Below are 15,857 nucleotides of genomic sequence, written 5' to 3' on the forward strand. Positions count from 1 at the left end.
AGATTGCCATGCATCCCATCCTCCTTCGTTTTTATTCAGGGAATTCTTAGAAATAAATTAAGGTTTAGGAGTTGTGAATAGAACCATGCTGCTTTATATACTAGCACCCCAAATCTTTATGACCCATCACCCAAAACTGAATATACTCCCTCCATTTTTGCATGGTGATGCGAACCTACACTAATAGTTATCTGGTTTCGGCCATGATGTTCAATCTTATAAATGGAGCTGCAATCGTGGTTTTTCCACTGTACATGCTCAAGTTGAGCAATGACTATTTGATGGCCACCTTAGTTACTGGGCTGCCACTATCAGCACAAGTTGCAGGGAACTATTTTTGGGGCAGAATTTCTGACAAACTCAGAACTAGGAAACTGCCAGCGGTTATGGGTTGTGCTGTGGGCAGCATGCTTTTTCTTTCCCTCCCTTTTCTTTTACCCCTCCTTTTCATTGTTACTCGCACACTCCAGAACATGCTATTAAGTTCTCAGATTTTGCTCCAGAACCTTGCTTCAGATACTAAATCTGAAAAGGGGAGTTCATTAGGAATCCTGAACATCTATTCCAACATTGGTGTGGTAGTAGGTGCCCTGGGTTTCGTATTTATACTGCCCTCTGAAACTCTGTCTTACAACTTCATTGTGGTATTCTCCATATCATTGACAATTGTGGGTATTCTAGGTACTTTGTTCCTCTGGCTTTCTGGCGATGTTTTCTTCAAGTCCCAAACAAAGAGAACAAAGGCAAGAACTATCTACCTCCTTTGCTTTCTCACTGCCATCGTTATGTGGGGTAACTATACAGTTTTCTCAATTTTCCCAGTTTACATCTCTGATTTTTCTGTCTCAATCAACGGGTTTACATTCACGGGCGTAAAGCTCACAGGGATTTTTATTGCAAGTTCTAGTCTCACGGGAATCCCTGCGAGTTACATTGCGGGTAAATTTACAGATAGGTATAGAAAAGAAAAAATTGCTGCAGCAAGCATTCTTGTCTATTCACTCATCTGGTTCATACTTTCAATCACAAACTCTCTTCCAATCATTTACCTAATCTGGATTCTTCCTGTTTGGCTCTTCTTTGTTCTTCCAGTAACCGCAGCAAGTTCAGAGAGTGTTAAGCTTGAAGAACGGGGTTGGGCAATTGGAATGATAAATGCAGGGATTGGTTTGGGTGCATTGCTTGGGAGTTACACGGGTGGTTATCTTTCAGACCACTATGGGTTCCAGGCCGCATTTGTGATGGCAGGTTTGATTGTGCTCCTTGGGCTTTTACCTCTTGCGTTCTGGAAAATTTCGTTTAAAAAAATGTACTGTTGCACATAGCCCGCAAATATTCCAAACCGTTTTCTGGCAAAATCTGAAAGAATTCTGTAAATTTTGTCAGACATTTTCTTTTGATTTAGCGCTGCATTCACACTCTCAAGTTCCATATAGTTCTGCTTTCTGAACCATGAACTTATATGGACATCTATTGGAAACGCCATGTAATGTTTCAAGCTGAAAAGGCAGACGCAATCAGCCACTTTGGGACCAACGCCCTTAATCTCCAACAGTGCATTTCTTGCGCTGGTATAATCCAATGTCGCAATTCTCTCAAGATTTATTTTCCCATCCACAATTTTTTCTGCCAATTCTAGAATTCTGGAATCTCTGAAACCCAAGCTGCAATTCTTTATTTTTTCAGAACATTGCAAAAATTTCTCTGGTGTAGGAAAACCAAAATAAATCCTTCCAGCTACTTCAATTTTCTCTCCGTAAGTGAGGCAGATTTTTTCCACCATTGCTTTAATCCGCTTTATGTTTGTGTTTGTGGCAAGTAGGAAAGAAAAGAGGCATTCATAGAGTTCCTGATTTAGAATTCTAAGACCTTTATAAGCAGTTGGAAGATGAGAGACCTCCGGAGCCCCAAAACTTGTTTCGACAACTTCTTTCATTTTAAGGTTGAGTCCGAAATACTCAAGAAATTCTTCCATTGTAAAGCCAGTAAAAGTTATCATCCTCCCTTCCTGTCTCAATTTGCACACTTTCTGTCGCACAATGCCCTCCCATATCTCTCCTTCCTTCCTCCAGCGGAATGCCTGTCCGCTATCTAAAGTGAAATCAAGATTGATTGGATTATCTGGCTCAACAAAGTATCTCATAACAGCACTTCAATACCTTTTTCCGTGATTCTGATAAGCGAGGGATTCTTCATCTTCTTCCATTTCATTTTCCCATGTTTCAATCGTTCCGAGCAGACCACATGACACCCATCCTTGCTGGCATAGTATAGAGAATAGTAATCTGCGCACTTTTTTGCATCTCTGTAGGCATAGATTTCTCCTTCTGATAGAAGCAGGAAATTGAGTGAAGAATAGTTAAGCATCTCTCTGAGTTTTCGCACTGCAGAAATCAGCCCTTTATCAATGTAATTTAAAAGTGTTTGGAAAATGTATTCGCTATCAATCATTCCACCATGGGCAATTGCCTTGTAGTTCTCAAGGCCGCCATTGTGGGCAAAATAGTACTTTCTTCGTCCATGCTCTGCGGAAAAAGGATGGCTGTGTTCTGCAGAAATTGTGTTTTTCTCGGATGCACGTCTTAAGTGCATAATTAGATTTACCTTTTCAAGTTTAGAAACCCTGCTTAGCAGCTCATTGATTTTCTGGCTTTCAGTTGCAGCATTGGCTTCTTTATAAAAAATCTCTTCTCCTCCAAGCACTGCAATTCCCCACCCATCCTTATGTCCCCTTGTTTTATCACCGCTACAGCCAAAGTCAGCACCAATCTTTCCGTTTTCGGCCAGGAAAACGAACTCTTGAAGAAGTTCTTTAGGCACGTTCAAGCTAGCCATCACCCCAAATAATCTGCACATGAAGATATGTATGTAGTATGAATATATTAATGTTAGTGTCTCATCAGTATCTCCGAACAAGTTGGAAAAGCCAGATACTCATTACTACCCTAAAAGCCATTAGAAAGGGAATTGATGTGGACATACTACCGGGAAACCTACTGATTTTTTCCCGGCCTACACCCCTATGGCTCCTGTGCCATAGAAGTGGCCATCAACCCTTTCCCAGTGTATTTTCATTTCACTCTCTTACTTCATAGAGAGCGAGAAGAAATTCCTTGAATCTCACCTCCTTCTCTATATAGATCTGCCCACTTGGCGCTGGTGCCGAAAGGCGTCACCTTACGAATATAGAATCCCCGTATGTTCCTGATAGTCAGTTCAGTTGCGGGTGTTATAGGTATTCGTTTCATGAGATATCTATAAGATATCTTAAATATTTAACACTTTCTATGCCTCGGTGGAATTTTGAAAGACCCGTTTGAAAATTTATAAGAAAGATGTATCAGGAGCTTTGCATACTGGCATCAATTTTTGAATTTTAGCCAGTATCTTTCGGAGATACTGCTCATTAGTTTCAGCGTCAAAATAAGGGATATGGCAACAGAGGTATTATATACCCCAAATACCATATGTACTATCTGGGTTTACCATGCTGCAGAATGTAGGAAGAAAGGTTTTATGTGCCGGGGTGCTGGTAATAATCATGCTCTCTCTGGGTTTCAATTTGTCTGGAGAAAAGAGCGTTTCTGTTGGCAGTGCTTCGAGAGGTGATTTGGCAATTGGGCTCATTCTCCATGGAACTGTGGTGACGATGGATAACAGTTCTACAGTGATTGACGATGGAATTGTAATAGTAAATGCCTCAAAGATTGTTTATGTGGGTGCGAATAACACAGTGCCACCTGAGTACGCGGGTGCACTTGAAATTTACACGAATGGCTACATCTTTCCAGCCCTCATGAATGTGCATGACCACCTCTCCTACAATTTTATGCCACTCTGGACTGTGCCTGCAAAATTCACAAACAGGTATCAGTGGCAGAACCATCCGTTGTATAGAGTGAACATCACAAATCCAAAGAACCTGCTCACTGGTACTACCTACCTTAACATGGTGACTGAGGTTTCTAAATGGGCAGAAATCAAGCACATTGCAGGTGGTGCAGCAAGCGTGGAAGGGAGTGACAATCTGAACTCAATCACAAAGATTCTAGCGAGAAATGTGGAGCACTACAACTTCGGACAGGATAGGGTGAGGACAAGGGTGACAAGTGTTACTTCAATGACACAGAGTGAGATTGACTCGCTGAGGAGTGCGATGGAAAATGGCACGATTGATGCCTGGATTGTGCATCTTGCAGAAGGTGTGGATGCATCCTCGCTAAACGAGTTTGATTTCATAAAGTCAATTGGTTTGCTTTCTAATACTACAAGAATTGTGCATGGTGTGGCGCTCACACAACAAAACTTTACAGAGATGGCTGCAGTTGGTGCGTGGATTTACCACTCTCCAGTTTCAAATCTGTTGCTCTATGGAGCTACGACCAATGTTTCGCTAGCGAAGCAGTGCGGTGTAAATCTGGTGCTTACAACGGACTGGTCACCAAGCGGGGGCAAAAATCTCCTGCTTGAGATGAAGTATCTTTATGAGTATGCGGATGAATACTGGCCAGGGACTTTCACACCACAGGACATTGTGAAGATGGTGACAAGAAATCCTGCAATCTCAATTGGCTGGGATAATTATGTAGGACATTTAGCAACAGGGCTTTATGCAGACATTGCAGTGTTTGCCAAACTTGAAACAGACCCATATCTCTCGCTCTTGAACAGCACAGAAAAGGATGTGAAATTGGTTTTGATTAATGGCGAGGCAATTTATGGTGACATAGAATACATGCAGATTTTGAAGCCAGGCGACTATGAGATAGTTGCTGCCCCCTGCGGTTTGCAGAAGGCAATAGATGTGACAAACGCAAGTGTCACGCTTGGCAACGAAACCTTTGCCCAGCTTTCATACTGGCTCACGGAAGCCGCAAAACTCAACAAAAGCTTTTTGAAAGAGCACATGAACAATGCAACCGTGCAGAACATGACAGATACAGAATTCGACCTTTGGCTTGCTTCCAAATTCCCGGAGGGAATCACACCCTATGTGCTCGACCCCGTGTTCACCTGCGACGACAGATTGTTCTTTGACATAATGCGAAATTCCACAAACGCAAACCTTACATTTGATGTGGAACAAATTTACTATACCTTCCATCACCAACCCTACATGCCAGACCTTGCAATCTCCCAGGCAGATGTTTCGATTACGCCAGCGTTTCCACCTGCTGGAAAGAATTCCACAATCAATGTGAGTGTGAGGAATGCAGGTAATTATTGGGCTTCAAAGGTGAGAGTTGAGGTTTACGCAGATGATGTGCTTGTAGGTAAAACCTTTGTGAACTTCTTGAATGCAAGTGAGAGCAAGACGGTGAGTTTCAGCACTTATTTCCAAGCAAGTCCGAACAAAATAAAGGTTGTTCTGGATGGAAAAAATAAGGTGCCTGAGAGTGTTGAAACCAACAATGTGGTGGAGATAAACCTTGCCTACCCTGACCTTGTGATAGAGAATGCCAGTGCATCGCCTTCTTCACCAATAGAAGGGGACAATGTAACTATTACTGCTCAACTCAAGAACTCGGGAAATGCTGCAGTGTCTGATGTTGTGGTGTATCTCATCGTTGATGGTATCAAGGTGAGCGAGGTCAAGGAGTCCTTAGCCATCGGGGAGACCAAGACAGTGACTTTCTACTGGATTGCTGTGTATGGCACTCATAACATCAGCGTTTACGCAGACCCAGGCAACACAGTGGGAGAATTGAACGAGGCAAACAATGGAGCTGAGTTTCAGATAACTGTGACGCAGCCAGTGAGTGAAACCTCGCTGCTGACTTTGGTTGTGCTTGGCATTGCAGTGTGTGTTCTGCGAAAGCCAAAGGATAAATAACCCCATTTCATTGGGGCGGTAATGAAGGCCTATCCTTTCCTCAAATATTCTTTTCTTTCCATGGGACGAAATTTGAGACGGACTTTCTTTTCAATTATTGGGATTCTCGTGGCAATCTCGCTGATTGCAGGTGAAGGAATTTCCATTGATTCTTCAGTCAGTTACATGATTGAGAAGCAACTTGCAGCTCTCCCTTACGAATTTTCTGGCTATGGAGAAAAAATGAATTTAAGTCAGATACAGGATGTGCAGGCACTTGTGAACAACCAGACGAATGTGCAGGAAAGCAGTTTTATGCTCTACTCAAAGGTGATTGCAGGAAACCAGACAATGCTGAACACTAGCATTAACCAGACCGAAATTCTATTTACTGGGGTTTATGGTGTTGATGCTATCTTCATAAAAAATCATGAAAAGCTTGGTGTTGAAGGAAGGATTTCTGTGGGGCAGGGGAATGCCACACTCACACGAATCCTTGCCCAGACACTTGGGCTTTCTCCCGGTGATGCCGTTTTCCTGTTTCAGAATACTACCGTGAAACAATTTAATGTGTCAAGCATTGTTGAGGATGGAAGCATTGCATATGGTGGCAGAACAGAAACACCGTCCCAAGGAATTTATGAAACAGGAGCGATTTACATAGACATTGCAGAGGCGTCTGCATTGTTTGCAGATTACCCTGCTGCAACTGTGGTTTACATCTGGGCAGAGAAATCAAAGGTTGTGAGTCCTGCTGACCCTGAGGCAACAGTGTTCAACCTCAAAAGAATGGAACGAAACCTCAACAATGTTCTGGCAGAGTATGGCATCACAGTGAGCTACAATCAGGAAATTGTTGTTGCAATCAACAGTGTCCAGTTCACACTTCTTGGCATCAGATTTTTGCTGGGTGGGCTTTCATTACCAGTCATTATTCTTGGTGTTTATCTTGGCACTCTGGGAAGCGAGTTGAATTATGCGGAGCGAAGGAGGGAAATTGGGATTTTGAAGGCAAGGGGTGCATCTGAATTAACAATTTTCACAATTCTGATGGGTGAGGCAATATTCTATGGTGTGGTAGCTGGCATTCTTGGATTGCTGCTGGGCATACTGATTTCAAGGGTGTTCCTTGCCACCTCGTTCAGCATTTTTGATGTGCAGCCGTCAGTTATGGGCTTCAGTGTCTCAGCGCTTACAATTGGAATTTGTGTGATTCTGGCCATTATTCTCAGTTTAATAGCAAGTTACAGGGCTGCAAAGAATGTGAGCAAGATTACGGTGCGAGAGGCACTGCATGCTTATACCACGGAGGAAGCAAAAATTCCCTACAAGCCAAAGAGGGATGTAATAATGGTGGCACTTGCGTTGATTACCTATGGGGCAATGATAACAATTTCTGAGGTTGCAAAACATCCAGAGTATTATGGATTCCAGGTGGCTATCAGTTTGCTCTGTCTTTCAGCAATTTTCATGGTGCTTGTGCCATTTTCACCGTTCTTCCTCATCATCGGGCTCTCCCGTCTTGTAACCAGAATTTCACCGAAAATCTACGATGTGTTTTCAAATACAGCCAAGCCATTCCTGAAAGGGTTGCATCCTCTTCTCCAAAAAAATCTGAAGCGAAATCCAAGAAGGGCATCTACAGTGTGCATGTTGATTTCGCTTGCGCTTGCCTTCGGGCTGTTTGTGGCTGTTACTTACGATTCCCAGGTTGCTTACGATGCGAAGCTTGTGAAGGCGGAGGTCGGAGCGGACATAAAGGTAACTGGATACACTTACAGAACAGTTGGAGGTGCCCATAATCTTCAGGGCTATCCAGCAATTCATGGCAATATCTCACAGTTGCCTGGTGTTAAGAGGTATGCAGAATGTCTGGTGTTTTCAGCGAATGCAGGAAGTGCGGGTGTGAGTGTGAGTACATTTAATGCGAGTGCCTATGCTTCTGTGGTGCCTGTGGAGAGCAGCATCTTTGTGGCAGGGAGTGTGGAGGCACTTAGTAAGCTGGATACTCAGAGTGCAATAATCACTGAGAGTTTTTCAAAGAGGGAAGGATATGCAATGGGGGATACGCTCAGGATAACTGCTGGGAATTTTTCAGCGGTTTTCAAAATAACAGGGATTGTCAAATACATGCCTGGTTTTGGAAGTGTGCCTGCAGCCGACATCTACATAACGAAGGAGAGTGTAAATCTGGAATTTTCGCAGTATCTTCTGTTTCTGGATGTGGAGGAAGGCAGGGATGTGGAGTGCGGAGAATACATTCGGGAAAACTATGGTGGCGAGGTTGCAGTGATGGTTTACAGTGAGGAGGTGGCGAAGCTGAAAGAGAATCCGCTCGTGGGTTCTGTTTATAATTTCCTCACAATTGAATTTGTTTTTGCGATAATAATTACTGCAGTTGGTATCGGAATGATAATGTTTATTGCTGTGCTGGAGCGGAAGCAGGAGATTGCAAACATGGTTGTCAGAGGTGGAAGTTTCGGACAGATTGCAAAGTTGATCTGGGGCGAGGGTCTCACTGTGTCAATTGTGGGTATTATTCTGGGTTTTGGCACAGGTGCCTTGACTGCGTTTGTGTTCAACAAACTTTTTGACCTTGTGATGACTGGTGGGAGTGTGATAGTGAGAGATGTGGTGTTTGGGCTAACGAGTTTGCAGATTGTTGTTGTGGCATTGAGTGTGCTTGTGGTTACAACATTTATAGTTGTGCTGCCGATGAAACGGCTGAAGTTGAATGAGATTTTGCGATGGAGAGGTGGTTAGATTGATAGTGATAAAGGACCTGATGAAAGTTTATAAGATGGGCAGAACTGAGGTGTTTGCGCTGCGTGGTGTGAATGCGGAGATTAAAGAAGGCGAGTTTGTGGCTGTGGTCGGACCTTCTGGATGCGGAAAGACAACGCTTCTCAATTTGATTGGTGGAATTGATTTGCCCACTGCTGGCTCAATCATTGTGAAGGGCACGAACATCTGCAATTACAGTGAGAAGGAACTTGTGGATTACAGGAGGAGGTATGTGGGAATGGTGTTCCAGTTCTTCAATCTTGTGCCAACACTGACTGCTTATGAGAATGTGGAATTGCCTGCATTGCTTGCTGGTATCGAGAAGAAGGCAAGGGAGAAGCGGGTGATGGAGTTGCTGAAGAGTGTGGGAATGGTGGAGAGAGCAGGGCATCTGCCTGATGAGATGAGTGGTGGGGAGCAGCAACGGATTGCAATCGCGACTGCACTTGTGAACAATCCCGCAATAATTCTGGCTGATGAGCCGACTGGAGAGCTTGATAAAAAGACAGGACTGGAGATTCTGGAGCTTTTCAAAGCGTTGCAGAAAAATGAGAAGAAGACACTCATTGTGGCAACGCATGACCCGAGGATAGCTGAGTTTGCAGATAGAATTTTGCACATGGAAGACGGAAAGATTACTGGGAAGAAAGAATAGGGTTTTGTAATTGTTTTAGAGATTAATTATTGCATAATGGCATGAAACGAAGGAGTGCTTACTTTCCTGCAGCGACATTCTCCAGCATTATGTTTAGCTTTTTTTCAATGAATTCTTTTACTCTTTGTGCAATCATATAACACTCTTCAGCTTCTTCAAGTGTGGGAACATAAAATTCATCTGGATAGCGGATATTCACGGCATAGAATGTGGGGTTTCCTACATCTATGTTTTCAAAATCACTGTCCTGTGCCTTACAAAGTTCCAGGAGGTACTCAAGATTATGGGTTTTCCCGAAATCCACGCCTTTCAAAACTAGATAAGATTTCAGCAGTTTTTCAACAAATTGCTGGCAATGAAAACAAACAGCACCTTTGGGAATTTCCTCAGAGGGTAAACACCTCTCATGGATAACAACTTTCCAGTCCTCCATTGCCCTTAACATCCATTTTTTCACATCTTCATTCATATTGAGATTCCTTCCTTCATGGCCTCTCTCACCAGAGAGCCAAACATTTTCTTACCGCCCTCAAATTCCTGTTCCGATTTTATTATCACATCACAATCTATTTTGACTTTGGCTAGAGATTCTCTAATCGTTTTTGAATAGAGCATTTTTTCTTTAACAGAGAGCCGTTCCTTCACCACTACAAGCACATCCCAGTCACTCTGAATTTTAAAATCGCCTCTTGCTCTGGAACCGAAGAGAATTATTTGCAAAACCTCAATTGAATTTGCTTTCATCACGCTGTTTATTTTTTCCTTCAAAACCGAGATTGCTGCTTCTCTGGTGTCTATTTCTCTCATTTCACACCATTTTAATCAATGCGTTTGAAGTATTTATTAATTTTCTCTTCAAGAATTTGGAAGGGAGTTGCTGAAAAGCGTGGGAGTGGTGGGGAGCAGCAACGCATGACACAAGGATAGCTGAGTTCGCAGATAGAATTTTGCACATGGAAGACGGGAGGGTTGGGGAAAAGAAAGTGAGATGAAATTGGCGAAATCATCTAACAAAAGGTTATATATTTGTTTCTTATCTCCTTTTTGTGAGCACAAAGGAAGAGGATAAAGTAGCAGAAACAATTAGGATGGCTGCCTTACTCCACGATATTGGAAAGTTTGTCCAGAGGGCTGGAGAGCTGGCGTGGCACGAAGATATTAGTGCGAAACTCCTAAGACCTTTTGTTCCTGCGAACCTATTGGATGAAAAGGTTGTAAAAGCGATCCAGTTCCATCATCATGAAAGGAGGGGATTGAGGATTGATGGGTTGGATGACGATGATAAGGAGATTCTGAAGATTGTACAACTTGCAGATAGATGGGATTCTAGACAGAGAGATGACCTGGATGACCCTGATGCTGAAAAGGGCTCACCTACTACAACACCATTGAGCTCGTTTTTTTCGAAGGAAATGCACTACCCAGTGGTAAGGTTTTACCTGCCTTACCACTATTGCAAACCGTCGCGGAATCCCCCGTTAGATTACAAAACATGTAAAGCTGGGTTTGAAGAGGGGCTGGCCCAGATTTTGACAAATAAAAATGTTTCTGCAAAAACAAGGATAGGAGGTCTTCTTGAGTTGCTGAAAGAATACACATACTTTGTTCCGAGTTATACACAAACTACATGCCAGATTTCCCTTTACCATCATTTAAAAAGTACATGTGCCATGGCACATGCAATCTATCTCTGGAAAGAAGAAAAAGGGATTGAGGTAATAGAAAAGCCTGACGGGGAACTTGAGAAGGAAGAAATCTTTTTGTTGGTTTGTGGTGATTTTGTAGGAATCCAGAATTTCATTTATACTATAAAAAGGGGAGCAGAGGAGAAGGAGGCGGGAAAGGGGTTTGGAAAAAGGTTGAGGGGCAGGTCTCTGCTTGTCCAAATGGTTCAATACTTTGTTGTGAATTATTTGCTTGAGAAACTTGGGTTAGGACAGGAATCTATTGTGTATTGTTCTGGTGGAAATTTTGCAATTCTTGCGCCTAACATCAAGAGCATAAAGGAAAAGTTAGATGAGGCAGAAAGAGAAATTACACAGTGGTGCAGGGAAAATTTGGAACCATTGGGAGTGGTAATAGCTACTATTCCATTTAGTGCAAATAACATTCCGAAAAAAGAAGATGAGACATGGGAAATTTGGACTAGTATTGGACAGAAGCTAGGAGAGAAAAAGCTGAGAAGAGACCGCAACCAGATTGAAAACTTATTTGAGCTTGAAAAAAAGGTAGAAGCTACTTGTTCATATTGTGGTGCCCCGAGAGAGAAGAATGCTGAAAAATGTGGTTTGTGTGAAGTATCTGAAATCCTTGGTGAAATTTACAATAAACCAGAAAATCTTGTTATGGTGTATGGCCCAGGGCGGGGTGGTAGCGGAATTAAGTTCAATGATGTAGGTGTGGAAATTGTTGGAGAAAAAATGTACAAACCAAAAGAAGGAGATGTCTGCAAATTGCTAGCTAACCAGGAGAAAGAAGAGGCCAAAGGCAAAGATTGGTGGGAGCTTGTAAGCATAGAGTGGCTTTTGGAGAATATAAAGGCAGATGCAGTACCTAGTAGAGATTATAGGCCTATCTGGCTCGGTAAATCATTTGATGCACTTACAAGCGTAGAGGAATCTGATAAACCAGAGAATGAAGGAGAAGAAGCAAAGAGTTTTCTCGGTTATCTCCTTATGGATGTAGATAGTCTTGGTGAAAAGCTTAAGAAAGAGATTAAAGTGCTTTCTCACCTTTCTGCTTTTTCTGGTGAACTTGATTTGTTCTTTACACGCGGGTTGGACTATATAATTGGAAAAGAACTCGGGAGAAAAAATGTATATGTTGTATACTCCGGTGGAGACGACCTTTTTGCAGTTGCGAGATGGGATAAGGCGATTGCTCTTGCCGAGAAAGTCCAGAAAGAATTTTCCGAATTTTTTGGAAACCAACTTACGATTTCTGCAGGTATTTCACTTGCCAGGCCGAGGTACCCAATCTATGGTGCGGCGAGAATGGTGAAGGAGCAAGAAAAAATTGGAAAAGGAAGAAAGGATAGTGAAGGCAAGCCTGTGAAGAATGCTGTAGGTATCTTTGATGGACCATTGGATTGGGATGGACTGCGAGAAGCATTAGAATTTGGGAACAAGATAGGAAATTGTGAGGAGATTTCCTCTTCATTTCTCTATCAACTCCTCTTCTTGTTTACAGATAAGGAATTACCTATCACAAAAAGAAATGCAAGAATTGCTTATCAGGTTGCAAGACATTTTGTCGAAAGAAAGCCAGAGGTTAATAAGTTACTTGAGGACCTGAAAGATAAGTTGTGCCAGATACCTCCTGGAGATAAAGCGGATAAAGAGGAATACCATAAAATGGTAGTTGCACTTTCTTATGCATTACTGAAAAGAAGGTTGAAAGAAAAAGAAGAAAGAGAGGTGAATAAAAATGTATCAACAACATGAACGGAGAGATTATCGTGGCCATGGTCCACAGAAACAGGAAGAAAAAGTAAACATTGATTTGAAGGGCATGAATTATGAGCAGATCGACCAAAAAGCCGCAGAAATTGCGGGAGAACTATCTAGAAAAGTGACGCCTAATCAGATGCGGAATGCTTTTGAGCTAATCGCAGGTGCGTTGAAAAAACTGGACCGTGGAAATATAGAAACTGTGAAGATGGATTTACTTCTAACCAAGCCGAAAATTGCATACATGGTCAAAGAAGAAAAAAGTATTCCAATGGTAAATTGGTTGCTTGCAGCGATTGAAAGTGCAATCAAGGCCAACGATGTGGAGACATACAAGAAACTTCAGGCGTTTAATGAGGCATTGTTGGGCTATTTCAAGTATGAGTGCGAAAAAAATAAGCAGAGGTGAGAAAAAATGAAGTTGAAAGGGAGAATAAAGGTGAATGCTGTGCTTACTGTGGAGACAGGACTGCACATAGGTGGAATGAAAGAGACATACAGTATTGGGGACCTAGATAACCCTGTGATAAAGATAAAATGGAAGCGAAACAACGAGATGAAAGATTTGCCATACATACCAGGAAGTTCGTTGAAAGGCAAGATTAGAAGTTTGGTTGAGGAGAAGGAAAAGAATGGCAAGTTTTGCACATGTGCTACTGATTCCTGCACAATCTGTAAACTTTTTGGACCAGGTCCCACTGGGGAAGCTAAAGGTGGGAAGCCAAGGTTGAAGGTGCGAGATGGATTTTTGTGCAAGGACCAGGAAGCCATGTTGGAAAGTGTTGATTTCGTAGAGATAAAAATGGAAAATACAATAGATAGGGCAAGAGGAACTGCAAAGAACCCGAGGCAGACAGAGCGAGTTCTACCAGGTACTAAGTTTGATGTGGAATTTGTGATTTCATTGTATGAGGGTGATCAACCGAAGGAATTTCTAGAACTTTTGTTTGGAGGGTTGTATATGCTAGAGGATGACTATCTTGGAGGTTCTGGTAGTAGGGGCTATGGGAAAATCTCTTTCAGCAGCATAAACATATATTATACTGCGGCTGAGGATTATAAGGCAGAGAAGGCCGCCAAAAAGGTTGGAGAGGGAAAAACTCTGAAAGAGGTAAATATAAGTGAGATATGCTCCCAAATTAAGTAGTGAGGTGTAACCGCCATATGAAATTGAATGTTGTGAGATTCTATAACTTCTATCCAAAATCAGAGTTTCCAGTGCTGCACTCAGATACGGTCTTTGGTGCAGTTTGTAATGCAATTGCCGAGTTGGAAGGTGATGCAGAGCTGGTTAAGATACTTGAAAGGATGGAAAAGAACACTGCAGATGGTTTTTGTGTGAGTTCTGGTTTTCCATTTGTGGAAAGTGGAGGACAACTAAGACATCTTATGCCTTTTGAAGTTTTAAGTTTATCTGAGAAAAAGGAGATGAAAGGGAAATTTGTGGATGTTGAATTTTTTAAGGAAACTAGTAAAGAGATTGATGATTTTATTTATTCGCCTCCAAAAGGGGTTTACAGAGTAAGAAATCGTGTGGGTAGGGAAATGGAAACGCCTACCACTTTGTTCTCTGTGCCTTATATCATAGACCCGGAAAGGGATGTATGGGGTTTCTGGTTTGCATACGCTGGTGATACAAAATTGTGTGAAGAAGCATTTAGATTTTTGAGGGATGAAGGGATTGGTGGCGACAGAAATGTGGGGAGCAAGTGCGAGAAAATAGAGTTTGCTACACTGGAAGTTTTGGATTCTGGTAACTACTTCACAAATCTTTCTCTTTATGTGCCCGCAGAAGATGAATTAAATGGGATAGTTGAAAAGGATTGCTGGTATAAGCTTATCTGTCGTCACGGATGGCGTGAGGTTGATGGTGTGGGCAAAGAATCAAAACCCGCGAGATACTATTTCACAGAAGGAAGTGTATTTTCTACAATTGGGAAGAAGACAGTTTATGGAAAATGTAGCCAGTTTGAGCATCTTAGGGGAGTGTGGTGGTCAGGGTTAACAATTCCGCTCTATTTCAACAATGTAGAGGGGGTGATTAAATCACTGCAATCAAAGGAAAATTAACTGCGCTCTCGCCCCTTCTTATCGGTTCTGAGGAAAAAGGGAAGCTCGGGTATGATTTTGTTGTGAAAGAAGGAATGGCATATCGTGTTGATATACACAAAGTGGTTGGAAAGATTGGAAATCAAGAAAGAGTGGTGAACGAGTTAGTATCCAAAATGATGGATAGAATGAATCCATTTGATATGGCGTCTTTCCTGAATGATTACAAAGTTCCACCAGACTCTGTTTCAATGTACGGAATTGATTCTCAGATTACATCAGCAAAGAGCACATACACTGTCCACTTTTTCATAAAGGATTCTGTGAACAGGGTTTATATCCCTGGCTCTTCAATTAAGGGTGCAATCAGAACTTACACAGCAGCGAGTAAATTATTGCAGAACAAAAAAGGGAAGCGGGTTGAGGATGTTGGGGAGGAAATTTTTGATTTGAAAAAGTCCTTTGAACAACCATGGCTTGAACTGTTTCAGCAAAACCTGAAAAGAAGAGACCCTCTCATCAGGGATGCAAAGCCAACGAAAAGCATTTCGGATGTGCTAACGCTTAGCACAATTGAGATTCATACGGAAAGAGGAGGAACTTTCAGAAGGCAGCAGGGAAAGATATACGGGGAGTTTGTAAAGCCAGGTGTAGAGTTTGATATTGAGTTTGGAAGGATTGAGAGAAATAAACTGCATGGTATCCTCACTAATGTTGATGCCTATTGCAAGAAAATTGGAGAAATGGAAGAGGCGTTTTACAGCGAGTATGGAAAAGAAGAGAACTACCAGCACATTGCAGATTTTTATAAGTCTTCTATCAGGAGTTCTGGAGATAAAGAGTATATTTTCAGGATAGGCATGGGCTCTTCTTTTCTCTGCACTTCTCTTCTACCAGTGCTGAAAGTTCTAGGGTATAAGAATGCAGAAGAGATTTTCAAAAAAGTTCTGCGGGGAAGGAGGTCTCCATTGGCTATTACAGTGCCCGACTCAAGAAAATTAACTAGCATCGGAGGTAGTTTGTATCCGATTGGCTGGGTTAAATTGACGCTTCAGGACTGAGAATATGAGTGTGTATCATTTAACCGGCTTGGGACTTAGCCCAGGGG

Annotated in this window: 13 protein-coding genes; 9 read left to right on the plus strand and 4 right to left on the minus strand. The window is 42.2% G+C overall.

Annotated features, from left to right (window positions below; genetic code table 11):
- The first annotated feature begins 167 nt into the window (after window positions 1–167).
- Window positions 168–1,325, plus strand: coding sequence for an MFS transporter (locus tag QXD64_06120; protein ID MEM3396891.1), 1,158 nt, complete (start codon window positions 168–170; stop codon window positions 1,323–1,325).
- On the opposite strand, the gene QXD64_06125 is transcribed toward QXD64_06120, so the two are convergent.
- Both QXD64_06125 and QXD64_06130 read right to left on the minus strand, forming a co-directional pair.
- Window positions 1,217–2,143: a DNA glycosylase gene (locus QXD64_06125; protein ID MEM3396892.1), complete on the minus strand. Its 927-nt coding sequence runs from the start codon at window positions 2,141–2,143 to the stop codon at window positions 1,217–1,219. The two genes, QXD64_06120 and QXD64_06125, sit on opposite strands and share 109 nt — an antisense overlap.
- On the minus strand, window positions 2,140–2,835 hold the full coding sequence (locus QXD64_06130; GenBank protein MEM3396893.1) for a class II glutamine amidotransferase: 696 nt from the start codon (window positions 2,833–2,835) through the stop codon (window positions 2,140–2,142). The genes QXD64_06125 and QXD64_06130 overlap by 4 nt, the downstream gene beginning before the upstream one ends.
- A 652-nt stretch (window positions 2,836–3,487) precedes the next feature.
- On the opposite strand from QXD64_06130, the gene QXD64_06135 reads away from it, so the two are divergent.
- From QXD64_06135 to QXD64_06145, 3 genes are read left to right on the plus strand one after another with little or no spacing between them, the layout of a single operon-like run.
- Entirely contained in the window at window positions 3,488–5,833 is a 2,346-nt protein-coding gene (locus tag QXD64_06135; GenBank protein ID MEM3396894.1) for a CARDB domain-containing protein, read from the plus strand.
- 21 nt (window positions 5,834–5,854) lie between these two features.
- Complete coding sequence (locus QXD64_06140) at window positions 5,855–8,575, plus strand: FtsX-like permease family protein (protein ID MEM3396895.1); 2,721 nt, start codon at window positions 5,855–5,857, stop codon at window positions 8,573–8,575.
- A 7-nt stretch (window positions 8,576–8,582) separates the two neighbouring features.
- Entirely contained in the window at window positions 8,583–9,251 is a 669-nt protein-coding gene (locus QXD64_06145) for an ABC transporter ATP-binding protein (protein ID MEM3396896.1), read from the plus strand.
- Window positions 9,252–9,309: 58 nt separating this feature from the next.
- Here QXD64_06145 and QXD64_06150 read toward each other — a convergent pair whose 3' ends face one another.
- Together QXD64_06150 and QXD64_06155 are read right to left on the minus strand one after the other, a co-directional pair.
- Window positions 9,310–9,720, minus strand: a complete 411-nt coding sequence (locus QXD64_06150; protein MEM3396897.1) for a HEPN domain-containing protein — start codon at window positions 9,718–9,720, stop codon at window positions 9,310–9,312.
- Window positions 9,717–10,058 (minus strand): nucleotidyltransferase domain-containing protein, encoded by a 342-nt coding sequence (locus QXD64_06155; GenBank protein ID MEM3396898.1) that lies wholly within the window; start codon window positions 10,056–10,058, stop codon window positions 9,717–9,719. The genes QXD64_06150 and QXD64_06155 overlap by 4 nt, the downstream gene beginning before the upstream one ends.
- A 239-nt stretch (window positions 10,059–10,297) precedes the next feature.
- Between QXD64_06155 and cas10 the strand changes: the two genes are divergently transcribed.
- Genes cas10 through csm5 form a run of 5 tightly spaced genes read left to right on the plus strand, consistent with a single transcriptional unit; the run spans window position 10,298 to window position 15,810 of the window.
- Window positions 10,298–12,694 carry a type III-A CRISPR-associated protein Cas10/Csm1 gene (cas10, locus tag QXD64_06160; GenBank protein ID MEM3396899.1) on the plus strand — a complete coding sequence of 799 codons (2,397 nt, stop codon included), beginning with the start codon at window positions 10,298–10,300 and terminating at the stop codon, window positions 12,692–12,694.
- On the plus strand, window positions 12,678–13,109 hold the full coding sequence (gene csm2, locus QXD64_06165) for a type III-A CRISPR-associated protein Csm2 (GenBank protein MEM3396900.1): 432 nt from the start codon (window positions 12,678–12,680) through the stop codon (window positions 13,107–13,109). Before cas10 ends, csm2 begins: the two co-directional genes overlap by 17 nt.
- A 6-nt stretch (window positions 13,110–13,115) precedes the next feature.
- The gene (csm3, locus tag QXD64_06170; protein MEM3396901.1) at window positions 13,116–13,847 is read left to right on the plus strand and encodes a type III-A CRISPR-associated RAMP protein Csm3; all 732 of its coding nucleotides are present in this window, start codon (window positions 13,116–13,118) and stop codon (window positions 13,845–13,847) included.
- Window positions 13,848–13,864: 17 nt separating this feature from the next.
- Entirely contained in the window at window positions 13,865–14,770 is a 906-nt protein-coding gene (locus tag QXD64_06175) for a hypothetical protein (GenBank protein MEM3396902.1), read from the plus strand.
- A 20-nt stretch (window positions 14,771–14,790) separates the two neighbouring features.
- Window positions 14,791–15,810, plus strand: coding sequence for a type III-A CRISPR-associated RAMP protein Csm5 (csm5, locus tag QXD64_06180; protein MEM3396903.1), 1,020 nt, complete (start codon window positions 14,791–14,793; stop codon window positions 15,808–15,810).
- The last annotated feature ends 47 nt before the right edge of the window (window positions 15,811–15,857 follow it).

It is taken from the genome of Thermoplasmata archaeon (assembly GCA_038874435.1).
GTDB lineage: Archaea > Thermoplasmatota > Thermoplasmata > Lutacidiplasmatales > SKW197 > SKW197.